Origin of the sequence: Nocardia sp. XZ_19_385 (assembly GCF_015355755.1) — a bacterium.
Lineage (GTDB): Bacteria > Actinomycetota > Actinomycetes > Mycobacteriales > Mycobacteriaceae > Nocardia.
Window position 1 is genome coordinate 394846 of record NZ_JACVEE010000003.1, and the last position, 21953, is coordinate 416798.

At 68.0% G+C, this 21953-nt stretch carries 21 protein-coding genes; 15 read left to right on the forward strand and 6 right to left on the reverse strand.

The window, feature by feature from the left end:
- Nucleotide 1: 1 nt before the first annotated feature.
- The 8 genes from IBX22_RS25440 to IBX22_RS25475 are packed head-to-tail and all read left to right on the forward strand — an operon-like array spanning nucleotide 2 to nucleotide 6460.
- A complete protein-coding gene (locus IBX22_RS25440; protein ID WP_194818219.1) occupies nucleotides 2-352 on the forward strand; it encodes a 2Fe-2S iron-sulfur cluster-binding protein in 351 nt (116 codons plus the stop codon).
- Nucleotides 345-770 carry a Zn-ribbon domain-containing OB-fold protein gene (locus tag IBX22_RS25445; RefSeq protein ID WP_228539427.1) on the forward strand — a complete coding sequence of 142 codons (426 nt, stop codon included), beginning with the start codon at nucleotides 345-347 and terminating at the stop codon, nucleotides 768-770. Before IBX22_RS25440 ends, IBX22_RS25445 begins: the two co-directional genes overlap by 8 nt.
- A complete protein-coding gene (locus IBX22_RS25450) occupies nucleotides 767-1909 on the forward strand; it encodes a thiolase family protein (protein WP_309234788.1) in 1143 nt (380 codons plus the stop codon). The genes IBX22_RS25445 and IBX22_RS25450 overlap by 4 nt, the downstream gene beginning before the upstream one ends.
- Complete coding sequence (locus IBX22_RS25455) at nucleotides 1906-2115, forward strand: ferredoxin (protein ID WP_228539429.1); 210 nt, start codon at nucleotides 1906-1908, stop codon at nucleotides 2113-2115. The genes IBX22_RS25450 and IBX22_RS25455 overlap by 4 nt, the downstream gene beginning before the upstream one ends.
- Nucleotides 2116-2169: 54 nt before the next feature.
- On the forward strand, nucleotides 2170-2406 hold the full coding sequence (locus IBX22_RS25460; RefSeq protein WP_194818222.1) for a biotin/lipoyl-containing protein: 237 nt from the start codon (nucleotides 2170-2172) through the stop codon (nucleotides 2404-2406).
- Between the two features lie 2 nt (nucleotides 2407-2408).
- Nucleotides 2409-3857 carry a carotenoid oxygenase family protein gene (locus tag IBX22_RS25465; RefSeq protein WP_194818223.1) on the forward strand — a complete coding sequence of 483 codons (1449 nt, stop codon included), beginning with the start codon at nucleotides 2409-2411 and terminating at the stop codon, nucleotides 3855-3857.
- Entirely contained in the window at nucleotides 3854-4867 is a 1014-nt protein-coding gene (locus IBX22_RS25470) for an NADP-dependent oxidoreductase (RefSeq protein ID WP_194818224.1), read from the forward strand. The genes IBX22_RS25465 and IBX22_RS25470 overlap by 4 nt, the downstream gene beginning before the upstream one ends.
- A 45-nt stretch (nucleotides 4868-4912) precedes the next feature.
- Nucleotides 4913-6460 carry an aldehyde dehydrogenase family protein gene (locus tag IBX22_RS25475; protein ID WP_309234789.1) on the forward strand — a complete coding sequence of 516 codons (1548 nt, stop codon included), beginning with the start codon at nucleotides 4913-4915 and terminating at the stop codon, nucleotides 6458-6460.
- A 10-nt stretch (nucleotides 6461-6470) separates the two neighbouring features.
- Here the strand turns inward: IBX22_RS25475 and IBX22_RS25480 are convergent, their stop codons facing one another.
- Nucleotides 6471-6992, reverse strand: a complete 522-nt coding sequence (locus IBX22_RS25480) for a MarR family winged helix-turn-helix transcriptional regulator (protein WP_194818225.1) — start codon at nucleotides 6990-6992, stop codon at nucleotides 6471-6473.
- Nucleotides 6993-7148: 156 nt separating this feature from the next.
- Between IBX22_RS25480 and IBX22_RS25485 the strand changes: the two genes are divergently transcribed.
- On the forward strand, nucleotides 7149-9161 hold the full coding sequence (locus tag IBX22_RS25485; RefSeq protein WP_194818884.1) for an MMPL family transporter: 2013 nt from the start codon (nucleotides 7149-7151) through the stop codon (nucleotides 9159-9161).
- Between the two features lie 12 nt (nucleotides 9162-9173).
- On the opposite strand, the gene IBX22_RS25490 is transcribed toward IBX22_RS25485, so the two are convergent.
- Entirely contained in the window at nucleotides 9174-10538 is a 1365-nt protein-coding gene (locus tag IBX22_RS25490; RefSeq protein WP_194818226.1) for a TIGR01777 family oxidoreductase, read from the reverse strand.
- 122 nt (nucleotides 10539-10660) lie between these two features.
- Between IBX22_RS25490 and IBX22_RS25495 the strand changes: the two genes are divergently transcribed.
- Genes IBX22_RS25495 through IBX22_RS25505 form a run of 3 tightly spaced genes read left to right on the forward strand, consistent with a single transcriptional unit; the run spans nucleotide 10661 to nucleotide 13312 of the window.
- The gene (locus IBX22_RS25495; RefSeq protein ID WP_228539431.1) at nucleotides 10661-11245 is read left to right on the forward strand and encodes a TetR/AcrR family transcriptional regulator; all 585 of its coding nucleotides are present in this window, start codon (nucleotides 10661-10663) and stop codon (nucleotides 11243-11245) included.
- The gene (locus IBX22_RS25500) at nucleotides 11242-12963 is read left to right on the forward strand and encodes an NAD(P)/FAD-dependent oxidoreductase (RefSeq protein ID WP_194818227.1); all 1722 of its coding nucleotides are present in this window, start codon (nucleotides 11242-11244) and stop codon (nucleotides 12961-12963) included. The genes IBX22_RS25495 and IBX22_RS25500 overlap by 4 nt, the downstream gene beginning before the upstream one ends.
- Before the next feature lie 7 nt (nucleotides 12964-12970).
- The gene (locus tag IBX22_RS25505) at nucleotides 12971-13312 is read left to right on the forward strand and encodes a nitroreductase/quinone reductase family protein (protein ID WP_194818228.1); all 342 of its coding nucleotides are present in this window, start codon (nucleotides 12971-12973) and stop codon (nucleotides 13310-13312) included.
- A gap of 17 nt (nucleotides 13313-13329) precedes the next feature.
- On the opposite strand, the gene IBX22_RS25510 is transcribed toward IBX22_RS25505, so the two are convergent.
- The 3 genes from IBX22_RS25510 to IBX22_RS25520 form a co-directional block, all read right to left on the reverse strand.
- The gene (locus tag IBX22_RS25510; RefSeq protein WP_194818229.1) at nucleotides 13330-13698 is read right to left on the reverse strand and encodes a VOC family protein; all 369 of its coding nucleotides are present in this window, start codon (nucleotides 13696-13698) and stop codon (nucleotides 13330-13332) included.
- A 407-nt stretch (nucleotides 13699-14105) separates the two neighbouring features.
- Nucleotides 14106-15296 (reverse strand): NAD(P)/FAD-dependent oxidoreductase, encoded by a 1191-nt coding sequence (locus IBX22_RS25515; protein ID WP_194818230.1) that lies wholly within the window; start codon nucleotides 15294-15296, stop codon nucleotides 14106-14108.
- Nucleotides 15297-15363: 67 nt separating this feature from the next.
- Nucleotides 15364-16539 (reverse strand): DUF3558 family protein, encoded by a 1176-nt coding sequence (locus IBX22_RS25520; RefSeq protein WP_194818231.1) that lies wholly within the window; start codon nucleotides 16537-16539, stop codon nucleotides 15364-15366.
- Nucleotides 16540-16717: 178 nt separating this feature from the next.
- Here IBX22_RS25520 and IBX22_RS25525 point away from each other — a divergent pair, with 178 nt between their 5' ends.
- The 3 genes from IBX22_RS25525 to IBX22_RS25535 all read left to right on the forward strand — a co-directional run bounded on the left by IBX22_RS25525 (nucleotide 16718) and on the right by IBX22_RS25535 (nucleotide 19245).
- Entirely contained in the window at nucleotides 16718-18115 is a 1398-nt protein-coding gene (locus IBX22_RS25525; RefSeq protein WP_194818232.1) for a wax ester/triacylglycerol synthase family O-acyltransferase, read from the forward strand.
- Between the two features lie 64 nt (nucleotides 18116-18179).
- Nucleotides 18180-18650 carry a MarR family winged helix-turn-helix transcriptional regulator gene (locus IBX22_RS25530; RefSeq protein ID WP_194818233.1) on the forward strand — a complete coding sequence of 157 codons (471 nt, stop codon included), beginning with the start codon at nucleotides 18180-18182 and terminating at the stop codon, nucleotides 18648-18650.
- A 148-nt stretch (nucleotides 18651-18798) separates the two neighbouring features.
- A complete protein-coding gene (locus IBX22_RS25535; RefSeq protein ID WP_194818234.1) occupies nucleotides 18799-19245 on the forward strand; it encodes a hypothetical protein in 447 nt (148 codons plus the stop codon).
- A 4-nt stretch (nucleotides 19246-19249) separates the two neighbouring features.
- On the opposite strand, the gene IBX22_RS25540 is transcribed toward IBX22_RS25535, so the two are convergent.
- Entirely contained in the window at nucleotides 19250-21940 is a 2691-nt protein-coding gene (locus tag IBX22_RS25540) for a fumarate reductase/succinate dehydrogenase flavoprotein subunit (RefSeq protein ID WP_194818235.1), read from the reverse strand.
- Nucleotides 21941-21953 lie beyond the last annotated feature (13 nt).

A 21953-nucleotide genomic window follows, 5' to 3' on the forward strand; every position in this document is an offset into this window, starting at 1 on the left:
GGTGCCCGACGACAGCGCTCCGGCGAAGGTCACGGTGCGGCCCGCCGGTATCGAATTCACCGCTGCGCCAGGGGAAACCGTGATGGCGGCCGCACTGGCGGCCGGGTATCGGTGGCCGACGATCTGCGGCGGGCTCGGCGATTGCCTGGTGTGCCATATCGAGGTGCTCGAGCACGCCGAGCGCCTCTCGGAAGCGGCCGAGTCCGAGACCCGCGCGGTCAAGGAGTTGCGGGCCCGCAGCGGCTGCCCGGTGCGGCTGGCCTGCCAGGCGGGGGTGCACGGCGACGTCGTGGTGTTCAAACGGGGGGTGCGCATGCGCAAACGAATCGAGCAGGAGACCAGTGATGGATAACCCCGTCGACCCCACCCTGATGGACCTCGCGGACGGCCGGTTGCGGTTACGCGGGGGCCGTTGCGCCGCTTGCGACGAGATCCATTTCCCGGTCGGCACCGCCTGCCCGCGCTGCGGTGGCGACGATATCCGCGTCGAACCGCTCGCCGACGAAGGCGTGCTGTGGAGCTGGACCGTGCAGCGGTTCCCGCCGCCGAGCCCCCCGTACGTACCATCGGCGGCGGAGTTCACGCCGTTCGGCCTCGGCTATGTCGAGCTCCCAGGCCAGGTGATCGTGGAATCGCTACTGACCGAATGCGATCCGGCGCGGCTGCACATCGGGATGCCGATGCGACTGGTCGAGTTCTCGGTGCCCACCGAATCCGGGGAAACCGCTGTCACTTTCGCCTTCACCCCGTGGGAAGGACATGCCTCGTGAGCGTTGCGATCATCGGTGCCGGGTGCACCCCGTTCGGCCGGTACCACGGCACCACCGTCCGGGCCGAAGCCGTCCGCGCCGTGCGCCTCGCCCTCGGTGACGCCGGAATCGCTTGGTCAGACATCGATTACGCCGTCGGCGGCAGTCTATCCGGTGGTTCGGCCGATTCTCTGGTCAGCGAACTCGGACTGACCGGCGTGCCCTTTATCAACGTGCTCAACGGTTGCGCCACCGGCAGCAGTTCGCTGCTGTCAGCGGTGCACGCCATCGAATCCGGGGCGGCGCGGCGGGCTCTGGTCCTGGGCTTCGACTCGCACCCGCGCGGAGCGTTCACCATCTCCACCGGCCAGATGGGGCTGGGCCGCTGGTACGGCACGACCGGCATGGCGGTGACGGCGCAGTTCTTCGCCTTGAAGATCCAGCGCTATCTGCACGAGCACGACCTGCCGCCGCGGCTGCTCAGCGCGGTGGCGGCCAAGGCATTCCATAACGGGTCGCTGAATCCGAACGCGTGGCGGCGCAAGGCGCTCACCGCCGCGGACATCGAGAATTCGGCGATGCTGGTGGATCCGCTGCGCCAGTTCATGCTGTGCTCGCCCGGTGACGGCGCCACCGCGCTGGTGCTCTGTGCCGCCGAAACCGCCAAGCGGTATCGCCCGGACCCGGTGTACATCCGCGCGGTCGCGGTGCGCACCCGGCGACCAGGATCGTTCGAGGTGCTCAGCCCGTCGCTGTCGATCCGGCCCGGGCACAGCCCGACGGTCGACGCAGCCGCAGCCGTCTTCGAGCAGGCCGGAATCGCCCCCGCCGAAGTCGGCCTCGCACAAGTACAGGACACCGACGCGGGCGCGGAGATCATCCACCTCGCCGAGACCGGGCTGTGCGCGCACGGCGAACAGACCGAGCTCATCGACAGCGGCGCCACCGCGCTGGACGGCCGGCTGCCGATCAATACCGATGGCGGTTGCCTGGCCAACGGCGAACCGATCGGCGCCTCGGGCCTGCGCCAGATCCACGAGAACGTCCTGCAACTGCGCGGTACGGCGGGGGCGCATCAGGTGGCCCGGGACCCGGGAGTCGCGTTGTCGCACGTCTACGGCGCGCCCGGGTTGAGCGGCTGCACCCTGTTGACCAGATGAAAGGGCGAACCGTGAGAGTTGTTGTGAATCAAGACATGTGCGTGGGAAACGGGGTGTGCGAGGCCGTTGTCCCGGACCTGTTCGCCGTCGGCGACGACGGCACCGCAGAGGTTCTCCTCGACGAAGTCCCTGCGAACCTGGCCGGTCGGGCAGCCGAGGCGGTGTCGTCTTGCCCGGCCCAGGCGCTGCGTCTCGAAAACGGCTGAGCCGCTTGCTGATCCGATACCCCGTGAAACCACCAGCCCAGAAAGTGACACTGCATGGAAATCAAGATGCCCAAGCTGGACGTGTCGATGACCGACGGCACCTTCCTCGGCTGGCTGGTCCCCGACGGCAGCGCCGTCACCGCGGGCGAACCGCTGTACACGGTGGGCACCGACAAGGTGGAGACCGAAATCCCTTCGCCCACAGGCGGAGTGCTGCGCCACGGCACAGTGCAGACCGACAGTGAATACCCGGTGGGCACCACCCTGGGCGTCCTGGAACCGGAGGGCTGACCATGGCGTCCACTCGTTATCGCGAAAGCCCGTTCCTGAGCGGCCATCACCAGCCGAACCGGATGGAGGTGCAGGCACCCGACTTGTTCATCGAGGGGGAGCTGCCCGCGGATCTGGCGGGTGTGTTCTACCGCAACGGCGCCGAACCGCTGTACCCGCCGACCGAGGAGGACTACCACTGGTTCGACGGCGACGGCATGGTCTACGCCTTCTTCTTCGAAGAAGGCCGGGTCTCGATGCGCAACCGGTGGGTGCGTACCGACAAACTGCTGCTCGAAATGAAGGCGGGGCGAAGGCTTTTCGGTGTCCACGGCAACCCCGTCACCACCGACCCGGCGGCGGCGGGCACCCGCTACAACACCGCCAACACCAATATCATCCTGCACGGCGGCAAGCTGCTGGCGCTGATGGAGGGCGCGCCACCGGTCGAACTCGACCCGCGCAGCCTCGACACCATCGGCGAGGAGCACTACGGAGGGGTGATCACCACGACGTTCTCCGCACATCCGACGGTCGACCACGGCACCGGCGAACTGCTCAACATCGGATCCCTGGCCCGGCGTAGTGGCCCGGAAATCCGTTACGACATCATCGATTTCGACGGCCATGTCCGCCGGACCGAGTTCATCCCGGTGCCGCACCAGAGCATGATGCACACCTTCTTCGTCACCGAGCACTACGTCGTCTTCCCAGTCACTCCACTGGACATCAGTGTCCAGCGCGCCGTGGCAGGCGGACCCATGGTCGCCTGGGACGCCAACCGGCCCACTCGGCTCGGTCTCATGCCGCGCCGCGGCACCGCCGCCGATGTGCGCTGGTTCGAGGCCGCCCCGCGGCACATGATGCATCAGGCCAACGTCTGGGAGGAGGACGGCCGCATCATCGCCGATGTCGCCGCGGCTGAGGGGACCGCGCTGTTCCCCGACACCGACGGCACCCGGCGTACCCACCGCCAGACCCAGCAGAGCCTGCGCCGCTGGACCATCGACCCGGCCGCCGCCACCGATGTGGTGCGCGAGGAAATCCTCAACGACCGCGACATCCAGTTTCCGCGCCCGGACGACCGGCGCATGACCCGGGCCAGCCGTTACGCCTTCGCCAACAGCAACCTGCACTCCGTCGACGGCCGGGTCGACGGCATGGATTCGGTGGTCCGGGTCGACACCGACACCGGCGTCGACGACATCTACCACTTCGGCCCCGGCGCGGCTGCCGGCGAGCTCATCTTCGCGCCGCGTGTCGGCGGCGTCGACGAACTCGACGGCTACGCAGTGACTTTGGTGCATCGCCCCGGTGCCGCCGAAACCGAACTGGCGGTGTTCGATGCGCGCGACCTGTCCGCCGGGCCGCTGGCGCGGGTGTTGATCCCGTTCCGGATCCCGAGCGGGTTCCATTGCAACTACTACAGCGTCGACAACCCGCTCTACCAGCAAGCACTGGGGGAACGATGACGATCACCACCCGGGAATGGCGGTTGCTCGCCCGCCCGGCAGGCGAACCGAAACCCGCCGACTTCGAACTCGCCACCAGCACCCTGCCGGATCCGGGTCCGGGGCAGATCCTGGTCGCCAACGACTGGCTGTCGGTGGACCCCTATATGCGCGGCCGCATGAACGAGGGCAAATCCTATTTGCCGCCATTCGAGCTGGGGCAGGCCATGACCGGCGGCGCGGTGGGCACGGTCATAGCCTCCCAGGTCGCGGACCTCCCGGTCGGCACGGCGGTGCTGCACTTCGCCGGGTGGCGCGAACACGCCCTGCTCCAGGCCTCCGAAGCGCACCGCGTGGACGTGAAACGTTCGCCACCCCAGGCGTATTTGGGCGTGCTCGGCGCGACCGGATTGACCGCCTATGTCGGATTGACCGAGATTGCGCCGGTGCGCCACGGCGATGTCGTGTTCGTCTCGGGGGCGGCGGGCGCGGTCGGCTCGGTGGCCGGGCAGATTGCCCGCAAGCTCGGAGCGGCGCGCGTCATCGGTTCGGCGGGCGGCCCGCAGAAGTGCGGAATCCTGTTGTCGGAGTTCGGGTTCGACGCCGCCCTCGATTATCGCGCGGGCGATCTCACCGCGCAGCTGGCCGACGCCGCACCCGACGGTATCGACGTGTACTTCGACAATGTCGGAGGCGAGCACCTGCAGGCGGCGCTCTCCGTGCTGAACACTTTCGGGCGGGTCGCACTATGCGGTGCGATCTCGGGATACAACGCGGCCACCCCGCTGCCCGGACCGGACAACCTGCACCTGGCCACGCGCAAGCGAATCACGTTGCGCGGCTACATCCTCGGTGACCACACCGGCAAGTCGGGCGAATGGTTGCGGACAGCGTCGGCCTGGTTGCGCGACGACTCGCTGCGGGTGCGCGAAACCGTCGTCGAGGGCGTGGAGCACACCCTCGACGCGTTTCTCGACCTGATGCGCGGTGCCAACACCGGCAAGATGCTGGTGCGCCTGCCCCGCACGTGACAGCCCGAATTTCGATGATGGACGAATAGACAGAGGGGACCTCACGTGTCGGATACCGCTACTCCAGATCTCGAGCGAACCATCGAGGTGCGCAACCCCGCCGACGGCCGGCTCGTGGGCAAGGTGCCGGAGGAATCAGCCGCGAGCGTGGCGGCGACGGTGCGCGAACTTCGCCTCCAGCAAGCCGAATGGGAAGCGCTCGGCGTGGCCGGACGCGCGAAATGGCTACGGCGCTTCCAGGATTGGCTGGTCGACCACTCGGCCCGGCTCACCGACCTGATCCAGGCCGAAACCGGCAAGACCCGCTTCGACGCCGAAATCGAGGTGCCCGCCGCCATCGATCTGGTCAAGTACTGGGCCCGCAATGCCCAGTCCTTCCTGGCCGACGAGCGTCCGGCGCCGCACAGTCCGATCGGGCTGGGCAAACGGCTGGTGCAGACTTTCCGTCCCTATCCCGTCGTCGGCATCATCACGCCCTGGAATCTGCCGCTGCTCAACCCGTGTTTCGACGCCTTCGCCGCGCTGGCGGCAGGCGCCGCGGTGCTGATCAAGCCGTCCGAGGTGACCCCGCTGTGCGCGCAGGAGTTGGCCAAAGGCTGGGCCGAAATCGGTGCGCCGCCGGTGTTCCGGGTGCTCACCGGCGGCGGCGACACCGGAAGCGCGGTCGTGGACACCGTGGACTTCGTGCAGTTCACCGGATCCACCCGCACCGGCCGGGCCATCGCCGTGGCCTGCGGGCAACGACTCATCCCGTACAGCCTCGAGCTGGGCGGCAAAGACCCGGCGATCGTGCTCGCCGACGTGGACGTCGAGCGCGCCGCCGCGGGCATTCTCTATGGCGGCCTGTTCAACTCCGGGCAGGTGTGTATCTCGGTGGAGCGGGTGTATGTCGAAGCCCCGGTGTACGACCGTTTCGTGCAGAGCCTGGTGGCTCAGGTCGCCGCGTTGCGGCAAGGCGCGGACGACCGCCGGTTCGCCTTCGACATCGGCGCGATGGCTACCGCGGCGCAACGCGACATCGTGACCGGTCAGGTCGCCGACGCCGTCGCCAAGGGCGCGCGAATCCTGACCGGCGGCAAGGCAACCGGAGCCGGGACGTTCTTCGAACCGACGGTGCTGGTCGATGTCGACCATTCGATGCTGTGCCTGACCGAGGAGACCTTCGGCCCGCTCATCCCGATCATCAGGGTGGCCGGCGAGGACGAGGCCGTGCGGCTGGCCAACGACTCGGTGTACGGGCTGTCGGCCACGGTGTGGACCGCGGATCGCCGCCGCGGCGAACGGCTGGCCCGCCGCCTGGAGGTCGGCGCGGTGAACATCAACGACGCCTTCGCCAATCTGGTGAATTTCGCGCTACCCATGGGCGGCTGGAAGGACTCCGGCATCGGCGCCCGCTGGGGTGGTGCGGCGGGCATCCGGAAATACTGCCGCACGCAGGCCATCACCGTGCCGCGCGGACCCGAGTTGCCCCGGGAACCCCTGTGGTACCCGGCCTCTCGCTGGCGCTCCCGCGTGGTGACGACGCTCATGCGCGTCGTCGACGCTCGCGGCCGCCGCAAACTACCGTTCGCGGTGCGGCGCAATCAGCTCTGACGGGTTGGCGCTACCGAGTCCGGCCGCTCACCTCGTCGAGATGGGTGTGTAGCGCCGCGGTGATCGCTGTCAGAACTCGGTGTGCGGTGGCCAGTTCGGTGTCGGAGAACTCCGCCGTGGCCGCACGGGTGCGTTGCCCGAGCGGGATGAAGAAGCCTTCGGCCGCGGCGCGCCCGGGGGCATCGTGAAAGAGGAGCACCCGGCGGCGGTCGCGCGGGTCGGCGCCGCGGCGCAGGTGCCCTGATTCGATCAGGCGTTCGACGAGATAGGTCACTGCCGCCGACGACATTCCCATCAGCGCGCCGAGTTGCCCGGCGGTGAGGGGGCGGCCCGCGAACTCTGCAGTGGCGATGTGGAGCAGCGCCCGGAAGTCATTGGGTCGCAATTTGTTCGACCGTGCGAAAACGTGTCCCAGCTGCTCGGATACCGCGGTCAGCGCGCGCAGGTCGGCGCCGATCTCCGTCTCCAGCGTGGCGCGCTGCTCGCCGGGATCGGCGCGGGGCGGGGTGGCGGTCCGGTCGCTTTCGGTCACGGCGACAGCGTAGCCTCCGGACACATTCTCTCTGTTGCTTAATAGTTAAGAATATGAAACATTCGAGAGGTGAGTATCTGGGATCGCTACGGAGCCGTCGTCACGCACCGCAGATCATGGGCGCTGTTACTCGCGCTCTTCGCCGTCGCGGCGGCGATGATCGGCGGCGCCGGCGAGAACGACGCCTCGGGCGAATCGCCCCAGTCGCTGCCGGACTCCGCGCAGTCGACCCGTATCGAGCAGGTCCTGGCCGAATTCCCGGACGCTGGAACGTCATCCGTCATCGCCGTGGTAACCCGTGCGGACGCGGGCGGGCTCACCGCCGCCGACCGTCAGGCCGCCATGGCCGCGGTGACGCGCGCGGCCAACGCGACGGGCGCCGCGCCGAGTGAGCTCGTTCCGGCCCCGGACGGCGCGGCCGTGCTTGGGCAGATACCGATCTCCGCGCAGTCGAGCGGCACCGCGCTGACCGAACAGATCGAGCGGGTCCGCGAAGCCGCGCGAGCGGGACTGCCCGCCGACCTGACGCTGGCGATCACCGGCGGACCGGCTTTCGCCGCCGACATCTCCGAATCGTTCGCCGGCGCCGACGTGACCCTGCTGGCGGTCACGGCGATCGTTGTCGCCGCGCTGCTGATCGTGACGTACCGATCGCCGATCCTGTGGTTGCTCCCGCTGCTGATCATCGGCCTGGCCGACCGGGTCGCGAATGCGGCCGGTACCGGGCTGTCCCGGCTGACGGATATGACCTTCGACGGCTCCACCTCGGGGATCACCAGCGTGCTGGTCTTCGGTGCGGGCACCAACTACGCGCTGCTGCTGATCTCGCGCTACCGCGACGAACTGCATCGCGCCACCGACCATCGGCGGGCGCTGCGGCAGGCGGTGCGCCGCGCCGGTCCCGCGATCCTGGCCAGCAACCTGACCGTGGTCATGGCCTTGCTGATACTGGTACTGGCGTCGGTGCCGAGCACTCGTAGCCTCGGCGTGTTCGCCGCTGCGGGACTTCTGGTGGCCTTGGCCTTCGTCCTGATCGGTCTGCCCGCCGCCTTGGCGCTGTGCGGGCGGAAAGTGTTCTGGCCCTATATTCCGGAAGCAGACGATCGGGATTTCGCCGAAGAGGGTGTCTGGCACCGGATCGCGACCAGGGTCGTCGCCAGGCCCGTGCGGGTGGCTGCCGTGACGGTGACCGCGCTGCTGGTCTGCGTGCTGGGCCTGTTCACCGTCGATATCGGCTTGTCGCAGACCGAGCAGTTCCGCGTGCGCGCCGAGTCGGTCACCGGATTCGACACTCTCGCAGCACATTTCCCGGCCGGATCGGCCGACCCGGCCCAGATCGTCGCCCGCGCGAACACCGCGCCCCGCCTCACCGACCTGTTCTCCAGCACCCCGGGCGTGGTTCGAGCGACGCAGACCGGAACCTCACCGACTGGCTGGGCGCGCTGGACGGTGTTCCTGGACGCCGCGCCCGGCTCGGACCGCGCGTTCGAGATCATCGAATCCCTGCGTGCACGTGCGGACTCCGTACCCGGCGCCGAGGCCATGGTCGGCGGGAGCGATGCGCAGGCACTCGACAGCCGCACGGCCGCCAATCGCGATCGGCTGCTGATCATTCCGCTGATTCTCGCCGTGGTCTGCGCCGTCCTCCTGATCCTGCTGCGTGCTGTGCCCGCGGCGCTGCTGCTGGTCGCTGTCACGGTGCTCAGCGCGCTCGCGGCACTCGGGATCGGGAGCTGGTTGAGCGTGCACCTGTTCGGTTTTCCGGCAATGGATACGGCGGTACCGCTGTTCGCGTTCTTGTTCCTGGTCGCGCTCGGCGTGGACTACACCATCTTCCTGGTCACCCGGGCCCGCGAGGAGACCCCCGCGCACGGCACCGAGTGGGCAATGGTGCGCGCGGTGTCGGCTACCGGCGCGGTCATCACCAGCGCGGGTGTGGTTCTCGCGGCTGTCTTCTGTGTGCTTGGCGTGCTCCCGCTGATCACCCTCACCCAGCTGGGCATCGTCGTCGGGGTGGGAATCCTGCTCGACACCTTCGTGGTCCGGACCGTGATCATCCCAGCGCTGTTCAGCGCGATCGGGCCGAAGGTGTGGTGGCCGGGGAACGCCACCCGCGGGGGAGCGAACGACCGCGCGCCTGAAGACGATCGGGTCGCGGCGCACCGATAGTGCGCCGCCGATTCAACCGCTGGTAGACGCGACCTGTCGGCCGAGTAGATGCGCGAGGGCCGAGTCCAGATCCGGTGTGCGGAAAGTGTGTTCGGCCGCCAACAGCCTCGTCGGCTCCACCCGCTGACTGGCGGTGGCCAGTTCCCGGGAGCCCTGAGCGCCGAGCAGCAGCGCGGGGCCGAACGCGGGCACCGGCAGGAGGGCGGGCCGGTGCAGGGTGGCGGCCAACGATCGGGTGTATTCGGTGTTGCGCACCGGGTTCGGAGCGACGGCGTTCACCGAACCGGACAGCGAATCATCCCAGAGCGCACGGTGATACACGTCGATCAGGTCGTCGATTCCGATCCAGGACAACCACTGGCTGCCATCGCCGATCCGGCCGCCGAGCCCGAGCGTGAACAGCGGGCGCAACAGTCGCAGGGTGCCGCCGCGCGGGGACTGCACGATGCCGGTGCGCACTCGCACCACCCGGATTCCGGCAGCGGCGGCCGGGTGAGTGGCGGCCTCCCAGGCGGCGACCACGTCGGCGAGGAATCCCTCGCCGCGCTCGCTGTCCTCGGTGAGGACGGTGTCACCGCGGTCGTAGCCGTAGTAGCCGATCGCCGAGGCGGACACGAATGCCCGGACTCCGGTGCGGGCGGCAAGTGCGGCGAGTGCACGCGTGGGTGCGAGGCGGCTGTCGGTGATGTCGCGCCGATGTTTGTCGGTGAACCGGCCCGCGATCGAGGCACCGGCCAGGTGGATCACCGCATCGACCCCTTTCAGCAGGTCGGGGTCGGGTGCGGCGGGGTCCCAATGCCGCTCGCCGGGGGTCCGCGGTGTGTGGCGCACCAGCCGCACCACGGTGTGGCCGCCGGTGCTGAGGAACGCGCTCAGGGCCGAGCCGACGAGCCCTGATGCGCCGGTGACGGCGATGGTCGAGGCGGGCAGCCCATGCTGTGCCGCGCGCTGGTGCGCGGCCAAGTCGTCGGCGAGCTGTCGATAGCGATAGTCGAAGGTGGCGTTCAGCGCGGCCGCCGGAACCGGGGTGTCCACCCGGTCGATGACCCGCGTGTGCCCCGCGTCCACCGCTTCGAATTCGTGAATGTGCCGCCAGCGCAACGCGATTCCGGCGGGCGCCGACGCCAGGCCGTCGACCGCGACCTCGTCGGCGAACCGGTGCGGCGGATCGAAGGCTCGCTGGTCATGCCGGGCCACCCACCGCAACCCGCCCGGCAGCCGGAGCACGGCGCGCCCGTCGGCCAGCGAATCCGCCTCCTCGACCAGAGACATCGGTTGCCAGGGCGGCGAGAGCCGGGCGAACGCGCCGGGTCGCGCGAACCAGTCGAACACTTCATTCAGCGGTGCGGGAACGACGCTCGAACGTTCGATGCCCATAGCTCGACTGTAGTAGGCCTGCCGCGGACCCCTGGCTGAACTGCTGTTTCGTTGCGCACTTGCCTAATTCTATGCACGCGTGCATAGAATTAGGCAGATAGCGGCTGACCGGCAGGAGTGTGATGGGCAGGCAATCGACCGCGCGACAGCGGATGCTCGACAGTGCGGTGGTGTTGTTCCGCGAACGCGGCGTGGACGCCACCGCGCTGACCGACGTGGTCGAACATGCGCATGCGCCACGGGGGTCGATCTACCACCACTTCCCAGGCGGTAAGCCGCAGCTGGCGGAAGAGGCGACCCGACGAGCCGGGGCGCTGATGGGATCGCTCATCGCCGCCAGCCTGGCGCAGGGCGATCCGGTCGCCACATTGCGGTTGATCGTGGGGTTCTTCCGGCAGCAGCTGCGCGAGAGCGACTTTCGCTCCGGCTGTCCGATAGCCGCCGCCGCGCTCGAAGGCGGCGAGCTGCCCGAGACGAAACAGGCCGCGGGGGAGTCGTTCACGGCCTGGGAGCAGACGATTGCCGAGGGGCTGGCGCAGCAGGGCCTCGCCATGGACCGCGCGCATTCCATTGCCGCCATGGCGATCTCGGCCATCGAAGGCGCATTGCTGGTGGCCAAGGCCAAGCGCAGTACCGAACCGCTCGACGTCGTCGAAACCGAACTCAGCGCATGGGTGGACGCGCTACTTACCAGGAAGAGCACATGAGCACAGCATCGACAGCAACATCTGGGCGCTGGGACGCCATCGTCGTCGGCAGCGGCATGGGCGGTCTGACCGCCGCGGCCTACCTCGCGGCCAACGGCAAACGCACCCTCGTCCTGGAAGCCGGGGAAGTGCTCGGTGGCTGCACACATGTGTTCCGCCGCAAGCAGTTCGAGTTCGAGGTCGGCGTGCACTATCTCGGTGACTGCGGACCCGAGGGTGCGATACCGGCGATGCTGCGTGGCGTCGGCCTCGACGACCGCGTCGAGTTCCTGCCCATGGACACCGACGGATTCGACACCATCGTCTACCCCGAGGTGACGGTCAAGGTGCCGCGTGGCTGGGATGCCTACCTGGCCAACCTGATCGAGGCTTTCCCGGATGACGCGGCGGGGCTACGCAAGTTCATCGGGGTCCTCAGTGCGCTGGGGGCCGCCACCGATCGGATCACCACGCCGGACAGTATCGAGGGTATGGCCAGGATGGTGGCCAAAGCCGGTCCGGCAGCGGCGATCTGGGCGATGCAGCCGCTGGGCCGGTTGCTCGATGCCTGCAACCTCGGCAACGGCGCCCGCTCGGTGCTGTCCTCGCAGGCTTCCTATCTCTCACCCCCGCACCGCGCCGCCACGATGGTGCACGCGGTGTTCCTGCACAACTACATTCGCGACGGCGGCTGGTTCCCAGCCGGCGGCGGCCAGGTTTTCGCCGCGCACCTCGCTTCGGTCGTGCGCGCCCACGGCGGTGACTGGCGCACCCACGCCCGGGTACGCCGCATCCTGGTCGAGAGCGGCCGCGTCACCGGCGTGGAACTCGCTGACGGGGAACGCATTTCAGCGGATATCGTGGTGTCCAACGCCGACATCAAACGCACCTACCTGGACTTGGTCGGCCGCGACAAGCTGCCCTGGTGGGCCCTCAAACGCGTGGACTCCTACCGAATGTCGCTGCCGCTGTTCAACGTGTATCTGGCACTCGACATCGACTTGCGCGGGCAGATGCCGATCACCAACTACTTCAGCTACCCGATCCTGGAGCCCTCGGAGAAGGCCTTCGACCTCGCCGAACGCGCGGGCACGTTGTCCGAGGACCAGATCGGTGAACTCTATGCCCGCACACCGGGTTTCGTCTCCGTGCAGTCGGTGAAAGACCCGGCCTGCGATCGCATCGCGCCCGCTGGCTACACCAACCTCGAGGTCATGTCGGCAGCACCTGCCGACCACCGGTTCTGGGGCATCGAGACCGGTCCCTACGACGGTGGCAGGTACCGCCGCGAAGCCACCTATCTGAAGCGGAAGGAAGAGATCACCGAGGTGCTCATCGACCGCGCCGCGGCGGTCATCCCCAACCTCCGTGATCACATCATCTGGTCCGAGGCCGGATCCCCCGTCACCCAGGAGCGCTACACCTACTCCAGCGACGGCGTGGCCTACGGTATCGATCTGTCCTGGCATCAATTCGGCCCGCTACGGCCCAGCCCACGCACCCGGATCAAAGGCCTGTTCCTGGCCGGCGCCAGCAACTCCTGGGGGCCGGGCGTCGAAGGCGCCATGGCCTCCGGGGTCGGCGCGGCGGGTGCGGTCCTGGGCCGTCACCTAGGCGCGGATATCCGCCGCGGCAAGGTGTTCGGTGATCCCGCCGCGCTGCCGCACATCCCTGCCGATTGGGATCCGTTGATGGAGGTCGGCGGCCCCGAGCATCAGCGCTTCACTCCCGCCGGATGAGGACGCGATGAACCGCACCGGTATGCGCCTGCTGGCCCGCGTCAATCGGCGGGCCACCAATCCGCTCTTCCGCGCGCTGGCGGCGCGCGTACCGGGCTATGCGAACGTGGTGCACTACGGCCGCCGCACCGGCCGCCGCTTCCGCACCCCGATCGGAACCACCTGGCGCGACGGCGAACTGCTCGTCGCACTCAACTACGGCACGGGTAGCGACTGGGTCCGAAATGTGCTGGCCGCGGGCGGCTTCGAGCTCGAGCATCGGGGGCGGGTGCTGCGGTTGACCGAACCCCGGATCGGCACCCGGGGCGGCCGCGATGTCCTGTCGGCGCGACTCGCCGACCACCTGTAGGTACGTCGGGGGTTCCGTCAAGCGCGGTCGTGGAGGGTGACGTGGTAGCCGTCGGGGTCGGCGAAGGTGAATGTCCGGCCGAAGGGGCCGTCGATCGGTGCGGACACGATGGTGTGACTGTCGGCGGCGAGAGCATCGTGAATGGCCTGGACGTCGGTGGCGTGGAGCCAGATCGCGGCACCGATGCCGGGCTGAGCAACGGATGCGAGATCCGTGCCGGGAACGACGTCGCGGAGTGCGAACGCGATCGGCTTCGTCTCGAAGACGACGGCGTGCGGCGGCCCGGCCGGTGAGCGGACGAGGCCGAGGTACTGCTCGTAGAACGCCTGTGAAGCGTTGAGGTCGCGCGCTTGGAGCGAGATGAAGTCGGGGCCGGTGACGGGCATGATGACTCTCCTTCTTTCGTGTCAGCATACTGACATAGGGCAAACTATGTCAGGACGCTGACATGAGTCAAGTCGGCGTCGCTCGGGATGCTGGCCACGAACCCGAAAGCTCGTGGCGCGCAATATATCTACTATGCCACAGCATTGCGGATAGCGACGGCTGCTGCTAGGCTCGCGCTATCGAACGAACAGCCTCGTATGGAGTTTTCTATTGCGATACGCGACATAAAGCACGGCCGAATTCGGGCCGTTTAGTTTGGCGGTATCGGGACGCTCGATTGATTTGGGTTCGCTCGCGCCTCGTGGCATTGGTAGCCGAACCTGAACCTTTTTCGACGGATGCTTTAGTCCCTCGCGTTTGTGCGGCCCGCCCTTAAAAGAGGTGGCCTATATCTATAGGCGCGCATTCACTGGTTGGCGACGGCATCGGCTGTGAGCGCCGGCTTGCGGTGGCCACTGGATCCCTTGCCGGTGGACAGCGCGCCGGGCTTGCGGGCTTCCTTGCGGATCCCGGCAATCGTTGCCCTGCATGCCGTTTCCTTCAGCAGCGCGGCCACCCGGCCGCCCAGGTGGAAATTGCGGGCGGTGTCGTCGCGCCGGCTGGGCTGCACGGCGCCGGAACGACGGCCCAGGCTGATGCCGGTTCCGGCGAATCCCACGTTCACCTCGCCGGGCCGCTTGCCGGCGAGGTGCGCCAGCACGGTGTCGGCGGCTTGGGCGCCGAGCGGGATCGCGGCCTGGCAGCTCATCCGCAGCGGCTGACCCGAGGGCGCGGCGGCATCCCCGGCCGCGATTACGCGATCACTGTCGCGGCTGGTCAGGGTCTCATCGGTGTAGAGCCGGCCGAGCCCGTCGGTGCGCAGCCCACTGTTCGCGGCCAGCTCGGGTACGCCGAAACCGGCCGTCCAAATCGTGACCGAGCCGGCCAGCACCGTGCCATCGTTCAGCACGACCGCATCCGCGCGCACTTCGGCCACCCGCGCGGTCTCGAGCACCTCCACCCCGTGCCTGGTCAGCCACTTGCGGATCGACCGCCGGGCCGGTTCCAGCACCGTCGGAGCCAGTCGGCCGCCGCCGACAAGCGTCACGGCGCGACCTTGTTCCGCCAGCTCCGAGGCGGTTTCGATCCCGGTCGGACCGCCGCCGACCACGGTGATCCGCGCATCCACCGGCACCGCGTCGAGGGCGGCGCGCAGCCGCTCAGCCTGCTCCCATTCGCCGATCGGATAGGCGAATTCGGCCGCGCCGGGCACCGACACGGGTGTCGCGGCGGTGCTGCCCACCGCGTAAATGACGTAGTCGTAGTCGAGCCTGCCCCCGGACGCCAGTTCCACCGTCCGGGAGTCGATGTCGATGCGAGCCGCACTGTCGACCACCAGCCGCACTCCCGCGCCGAGCATCGTGTCGAATCCCACGGCCGCGTCACGCGTACCGGCGACGAACTGGTGCAACCGAATCCGCTCGACGAACCGCGGCCGCGGATTGACCAGCGTGACCTCCACGTCCTCGCGCCCGCGCAGCCGATTGGCCGCCATGGTGCCGGCGTAACCGCCGCCGATGACGACAACCTTGGTACTGGTATTGCTGTGCTCAGTCATACCCCCGAGACACCGCAGCCCCAGTGGACGTGACAAGACGTGATGCGCGTCACCGGACCGCCGCCGCTCACGTAGTCGGCGGCAGCGACCCTTCGACGACGTTCGCAACCCGAATCAGCTCGTCGCACAGTTCGTTCCGGGAACGATCCCCGCTCAACGACGCCTCGAACGTGAGCGTTCTACCGCCCGCGTCTGGCAGGTTCGCTGTCACCGGTAGTTCGAAGGCCAGGACACAGACGAGGTCGGAGTCGTCCCAGTGCACCTGGACGGCATGGCGGTCGCCGATCGTCACAGGTTTGGGCCGAACGTAGGTGGAGCCCCGGTAGACCGACCATTCGAACGGAGCTTCGCTGGAGAAGACCCGGAGCCGGAACCATTCGCCCCGCCACATGCACATCCTGCTGCTACCCGACTTGTCGCCCGTAAATCGGGACTCCACATCCAGCCCGGCCGCGGTCAGGCTCTCCTGCGAGATCTCGCACGGATCCCACACCGCTGCCGCGGCGGCCTTCGTGGTCGTGGGTTCGCTGGCCCTGCGGGTCAGGGATGGCCGGGTGAGCACCGCGGTCGGTAGTGCCGAGGGAGCATGCCGGGCAACAGCTTTGGCGATCGACTCGGCGCCGGCCTGCAGATCCGCGCGCAACTCCGGCGAGTCGACCACCGGGAAGGTCTCCGGAACGCCGGACCAGTCCTTGCCTGTCGTCTTGACGTGCACGCTCAGATTGCCGACCCGGAATTCCACATTGACCTGCGGCGGCTCGCCGTCGGCCGCCTTGACCCAGGTGATCGCGTCCTCGCCCGTACCTGGCAGTCGCTTCGGCTGGGCATTGCCACTGTTGGACGAGCCGCGCTCCAGCAGGCTGCTGGTGGTCTGCTCGGCCTGGATGGGATACAAGGACAGGTAGTAGGAGACCGAGACGTTCCGCCACATCGGCGCCCGGACCGGCTGCACGGGTTCACGCAGGACAGACCCACCGAACTTCATCGCACAGTTCAGATGCTGGCTGGTGTCCTCGATACCGCGGTCCCCGTTCTGGAACTCGGCCACCCGGCTATACGCCTCGCCCGCAAACACTTTGATCGCCTGCTCAGCCGGTTTCAACGCGGCCGTGCAGTCGGCGGGCAGTTGCGAGAACCCGGCTTCGTACTGCGGCAGCGTGCCGCGCCCACAGCCGGCCAGCCCCACCGAAACCAGGAGCACTGCCGACGCCGCGGCCAGGCGGCGACCCTCACGGAAACTCACGAACGAACCCCTCCCAGTAAGCCGCCCCACGCGCGACGCGATGTCAAATGTAGGGCACGGCAGGGCTTCTCGCGAATCAGCCGTCTGCGCAACCAGTTCCGATGCCTGGATGTCAAGGGTGAGTCCCGGTTCGTCGCTTCGAAAGGCGATTTATAACGCGTTCTATTAGCCTTTATTTATGGAAAGACTGTCTGGTTACGACTCCACCTTCCTTTTTTTCGAAACCCCCACTCAGCATCAGCACTTCGTCGGGCTCACGATTTTGAACCCGGACACCGAGGGTGCCAACTACACCTTTGAATCCTTCAAAGCGGAGTTGCAGCGGCGGCTGCCACTTGTGCCACAGTTTCGTAAGCGGGTCTACCCAGTGCCGTTCAATCTCGGGCGGCCGGTGTGGGCGGATGACCCGAACTTCGAGATCGACAACCACATTCGGCGGATCCAAGCGCCGGCGCCGGGCGGGCGGCGGGAGCTCGCCGAACTCGCCGCCGCGGCCGCCGGTACGCCGATGCGCCGGGATCGGCCACTGTGGGAATGGCTGCTGGTCGAGGGGCTGGAGGATGGGCGGGTCGCGCTCATCCAGAAGTATCAGCATTCGATGATGGACGGGTTCACCGGCTCGCAGATCAGATTCCACATGTGCGAGCTCGAGCCTGGGGCGCACAAGGAGGTGCCGGCCGACACCTGGAAACCCGAGCCGACACCCACCGGACGGCAACTGCTCCTCGGGTCGTTGCGCAGCATCCCGGCCAAGCTCCGGTTCTTCGCCCTCCTGATCGCGACCGTGCGCATCCTCGCCGCCGGTTCGGTGCGGCGGCTCCGCACTCCGAAGGCCGAACGGATTTCGATGAAGGCGCCGCGGGCGCCGTGGAACCGCGCGATCTCGGCCGAGCGGGCCGTCTCGTTCGTCAAGACCGATCTCGCAGAGGTGAAAGAGATCAAGAACGCGTTCGGCGTCAAGGTCAATGACGTCGTGCTGGCGGTCGCCGGCGGCGCCCTGCGCAGGTATCTGGAGAAGCACGACGCGCTGCCCGATCTTTCCCTGGTCGCGGTGGTGCCGATCAACGGACACGAGGTCAGTCAGCTCGAGGAGGTCATCAACCAGAACGGGGTCATGCGGTCCACGCTCGGCACCGACATCGCCGATCCGGTCCAGCGTCTGCACCGCGTCGCCGAGAGCACCCGCCGTGCCAAGTCGGCCTATGTCGGCATCGATTTCCTGCTGACCTGGGCCGAGTACTTCCCGGCGAACTTCCTCAATCTGGTGACCCGCCTCGTCTCTTCGCTGCGGGTGGCCGATCACATCCCGATGTCGGGTCCGCAGAACCTGACGGTCTCCAATGTCCCCGGCTGGTTCGCGCCGCTGTACACCTTCGGTCTCCGCATCGAGGCCAGCTATCCGTTCGCGCAGGTCATGCACGGCAACGGACTGCTCGCGGCGGTGCTGTCCAACAACGGTGACATGGACTGGGGTTTCATCGCCTGCAAGGAGCTGATGCCCGACATCGAGGAGCTCGCCGAATCCGTCCCGCTCGAGGTCGCCGAATTGCTGTCCGCCGCCCGTGCTCTCGCATAGCCCCCTCGAATCAGGGGCCGACTATTGCCTTTCGGCCCGACTCAGACGGTCGTACAGTGCTGATATGCCCGATCAAGCGAACGAAGACCACCTGCTCTCGCTCGCCGCACAGCTATGTTTCGCCCTCTACTCCACGTCGCGTTCGATGACCGCGGCCTACCGGCCGCACCTCGACGCGATGACGGTCACCTATCCGCAATACCTGGCGCTGCTCGCGTTGTGGGAGCGGCCGGGCGTGACGATGAAGGAGCTGGGCGAGCAACTGCGCCTGGACTACGGCACCATCTCGCCGTTGATCCAGCGCCTGACCGATCATGGCCTGGTGGAGAGCGTGCGCAACCCGAACGACCGGCGGGCCGTCCAATTGCGCGCGACCCCAGCGGGTCTCGCACTGCAGCAGCGCGCGAAAGAAATGATCGACAATGTGCTCGCCGATATCGCGTGGCCCGTGGACGAGCTCGTGCAGCTCCGAGACCAGGTCATAGCCCTGGGCGAGCGTCTGGACGCGGTCGTCGCGCAGCGTTCGGAGCGGTGACTTCCGGCATGCGTGGGCAGATTCACCGATTTCTGTGAGTTAGCCGACGCTTCCGGTGGTACTCCCCGGGTGTGGCAGTGCTAGCTACAGAGATGCCCGGCGACGACGTGAAGGGAGGGTTCCTCGGATGACAGCGAGGCATGTCCCCGTGCCAGAGCCGTTGCCATCCAAGGACCAGTTGCTGGCTGCCCTGCGCGGCCACTATCTGCTCGGCCCGCTGTGCACTCAGGCCTACGGATTGGCCGAGTTGCATCGGCAGCGCCGCGACCATCCCGACCGATCAGAGGAGATCGATACGTGTCGTACCGAACTGATCGAACAGATCGATGACTGGGCGGAAGTGGCGCTGCCCGATCCACACCCGGGGGCCCGCACCACCCCCGATCGCCTGGGCTCGGTGATCGATCGGATGGCCGATGCCTCGGAGTATGCCTTCCGTTTGCTGATGACCATCGACCCAGGCAGTCACGAGATGCACGCGGCGTGGACCCGGCTCGCCGAACTCGAAATCGCGTACGGCGAGCTGTCGGCGGGACTGCTGTCCGGGCATCGTCGCCTGCCGCGCGGGCAGGCGCACGCCGCGAGCACACGCTGACCGATCAGTGCGCCACCGGTTGGGCGAGGGACCGCCGGGCATAGGCGCGTACGTCGGCGTCGCTGTCGCCGGTGGCCCGGCGTAGCGCGTTCTGCACCGCGCCGTGGTCCGGCCAGGTGGCCAGGGCGAGCACCGCTGCCTTGCGGACATCGAGGTGCGGATCGTCCAATGCGTGCGCCAGCGCGGGGACCGCTTCGTCGGGGTCCGCGCCCGCCAGCCCGCGGGCCGCGCCGACCCGGACCTGCCAGGCCGAATCACGCAGTGCGGTGGTCAGTTCGGCGAGATCGGCGGTCTCGGAGCCGAGCGCGCCGAACGCGGCCAGCGCGGCGGCCCGCACCAGGGGATCCCGGTCGGCGGCGAGCACGCGCACGACCTCGTTGCCGCCGCTGCCGATCGCCGAAAGCCCCTGAGCAACAACGATGCGTACCTCGCGGTTTGCATCCCGGGCGGCCGCGGCCACTCCGTGCCGGTCGTCCAGGGAGACCAGCGCCCGCACGGCTTCGATGCGGACGCGATGATCCGAATCCGCCAGGGCTGCGGTGAATTGCGACGCGGTACCCGCCTTCAGCGCCCGCAGCAGGTCGACGACGGTGGCCCGGACGACCGGGTCGGGGGAGTCGAGGTGGTCCGCCAATCCCGCTGCCGAGGGCAGCACCTCGACGAGCTCGCGCAGCCCTTCGGTCGCGGTCCGGCGTACGGCCGGCGCGTGATCGGCCAACGCCCGCACCAGGATCGGCGCGAAGCCCTCGGGCGTGTTCTCGGTGAGCACCGAGATCGCGGCGACCCGCACCTGGGTGTCGGTGTCGGCGAGATAGCCCGAAAGATCACGCACCGTGGGCGAATCCAGTGCCAGCAGGCTGACCAGACGCGGCGACGGGGGAGCCGCCGGTTCGCGCCGCACCTGCGGCGCCTCGGCGACCTGCGGGGGCCGCTGCCCGACCAGTTCGGGTTGGTCGATCGCGATCACGGTGGGGTCAGCGCTGGGCAGGTCGTCGAGGCCGGGTACCGGCACGAGGTAGGGCGCGACCGGACGCTTCAGGAATTCCATTGCGCCCTGGGCGTTCTTGCGCAGGTTCAGGTGATAGCGCCACTCTTGGTCGTCACGCTCGGGGATGTCCGCGCGGTCGTGGTAGAGCCCCCACCGGGATTCGGTCCGGGTGAGTGAACTGCGCGCCGCCATCTCCGCGCAGTCCCGGATGAAGGAGACCTCGGCGGCGCGCATCAGCTCATGCGGTGTGCGCGCGCCGATTCCAGCGACGTCGTCGCGCATCCGCTCGAAGGTCTCCACCGCGATCGACAGTTTCGCGGCGGTCTTCGGCGGCGCTACATAGTCGTTGACGAAGCGGCGGAGTTTGTACTCGACCTGCGGCTGCGGCGGACCGTCCGGGTTGCGCAGCGGCCGGTAGATCAGGTCGTGCGCGGCGGACAGCTGGTCATCCGGAAGGTCCACCGGCGCAGCGACATCGGTAAGGGTCCCGGCCGCGTGCGCACCCGCGAGGTCGCCGAAGACGAATGCGCCGATCATGTAGTTGTGCGGCACGCAGGCCAGATCGCCCGCGGCATACAGGCCCGGCACCGTGGTGCGGGCATTCTCGTCCACCCACACACCGGACGCGGAATGTCCACCGCACAAGCCGATCTCGGAGATGTGCATCTCGATGTCATGGGTGCGATAGTCGTGCCCGCGGTTGGCGTGGAAGGTGCCGCGCGTGGGCCGCTCGGTGGTGTGCAGGATGCCTTCGAGCGTGTCGAGGGTTTCCTCCGGCAGGTGCGAAACCTTCAGATAGATTGGCCCGCGCGCGGATTCGATCTCCCGCTTGACCTCGGCCATCATCTGCCCGGACCAGTAGTCGGAGTCGACGAACCGCTCCCCGTGCGCGTTGACCTGGTAGCCGCCGAACGGGTTGGCGACATAGGCGCAGGCGGGCCCGTTGTAATCCTTGATCAGCGGGTTGATCTGGAAGCATTCGATCCCGGACAGCTCCGCCCCGGCGTGATACGCCATGGCGTAGCCGTCGCCCGCGTTGGTCGGATTCTCGTACGTGCCATACAGATAACCCGAGGCCGGTAGGCCGAGCCGCCCGCACGGACCGGTCGCCAGAATCACCGCTTTCGCGCCGACGGCGACGAATTCACCGGTGCGCGTATTCAATGCGGCGGCCCCGATGGCCCGGCCGCCCTCGGTCAGCACCCGCACCGGCATGAGCCGATTCTCGATCTGGATCTTCTCGCGCATCTTCCGTTGCCGCAGTACGCGATACAGCGCCTTCTTCACGTCCTTGCCCTCGGGCATGGGCAGCACATACGACCCGGAGCGGTGCACGCGGCGCACCGCGTACTCGCCGTATTCGTCCTTCTCGAACTTCACCCCGTAGCGCTCCAGCCGCTGCACCATGGCGAAACCGCGGGTCGCGGTCTGGTAGATGGTGCGCTGGTCGACGATGCCGTCGTTCGCGCGGGTGATCTCGGCGACATAGTCCTCGGGTTCGGCCTTGCCGGGGATGACGGCGTTGTTCACGCCGTCCATGCCCATGGCGAGCGCGCCGGAATGCCGCACGTGCGCCTTCTCCAGCAGCAGCACGTTCGCGCCGGCCTCGGCGGCGGTGAGCGCGGCCATGGTGCCCGCCGTGCCGCCGCCGATGACCAGGACATCGCAGTCCAGGCGGGTGGTTTCGGCCAGATCAGGAATTTCCATCGGTGACAACACC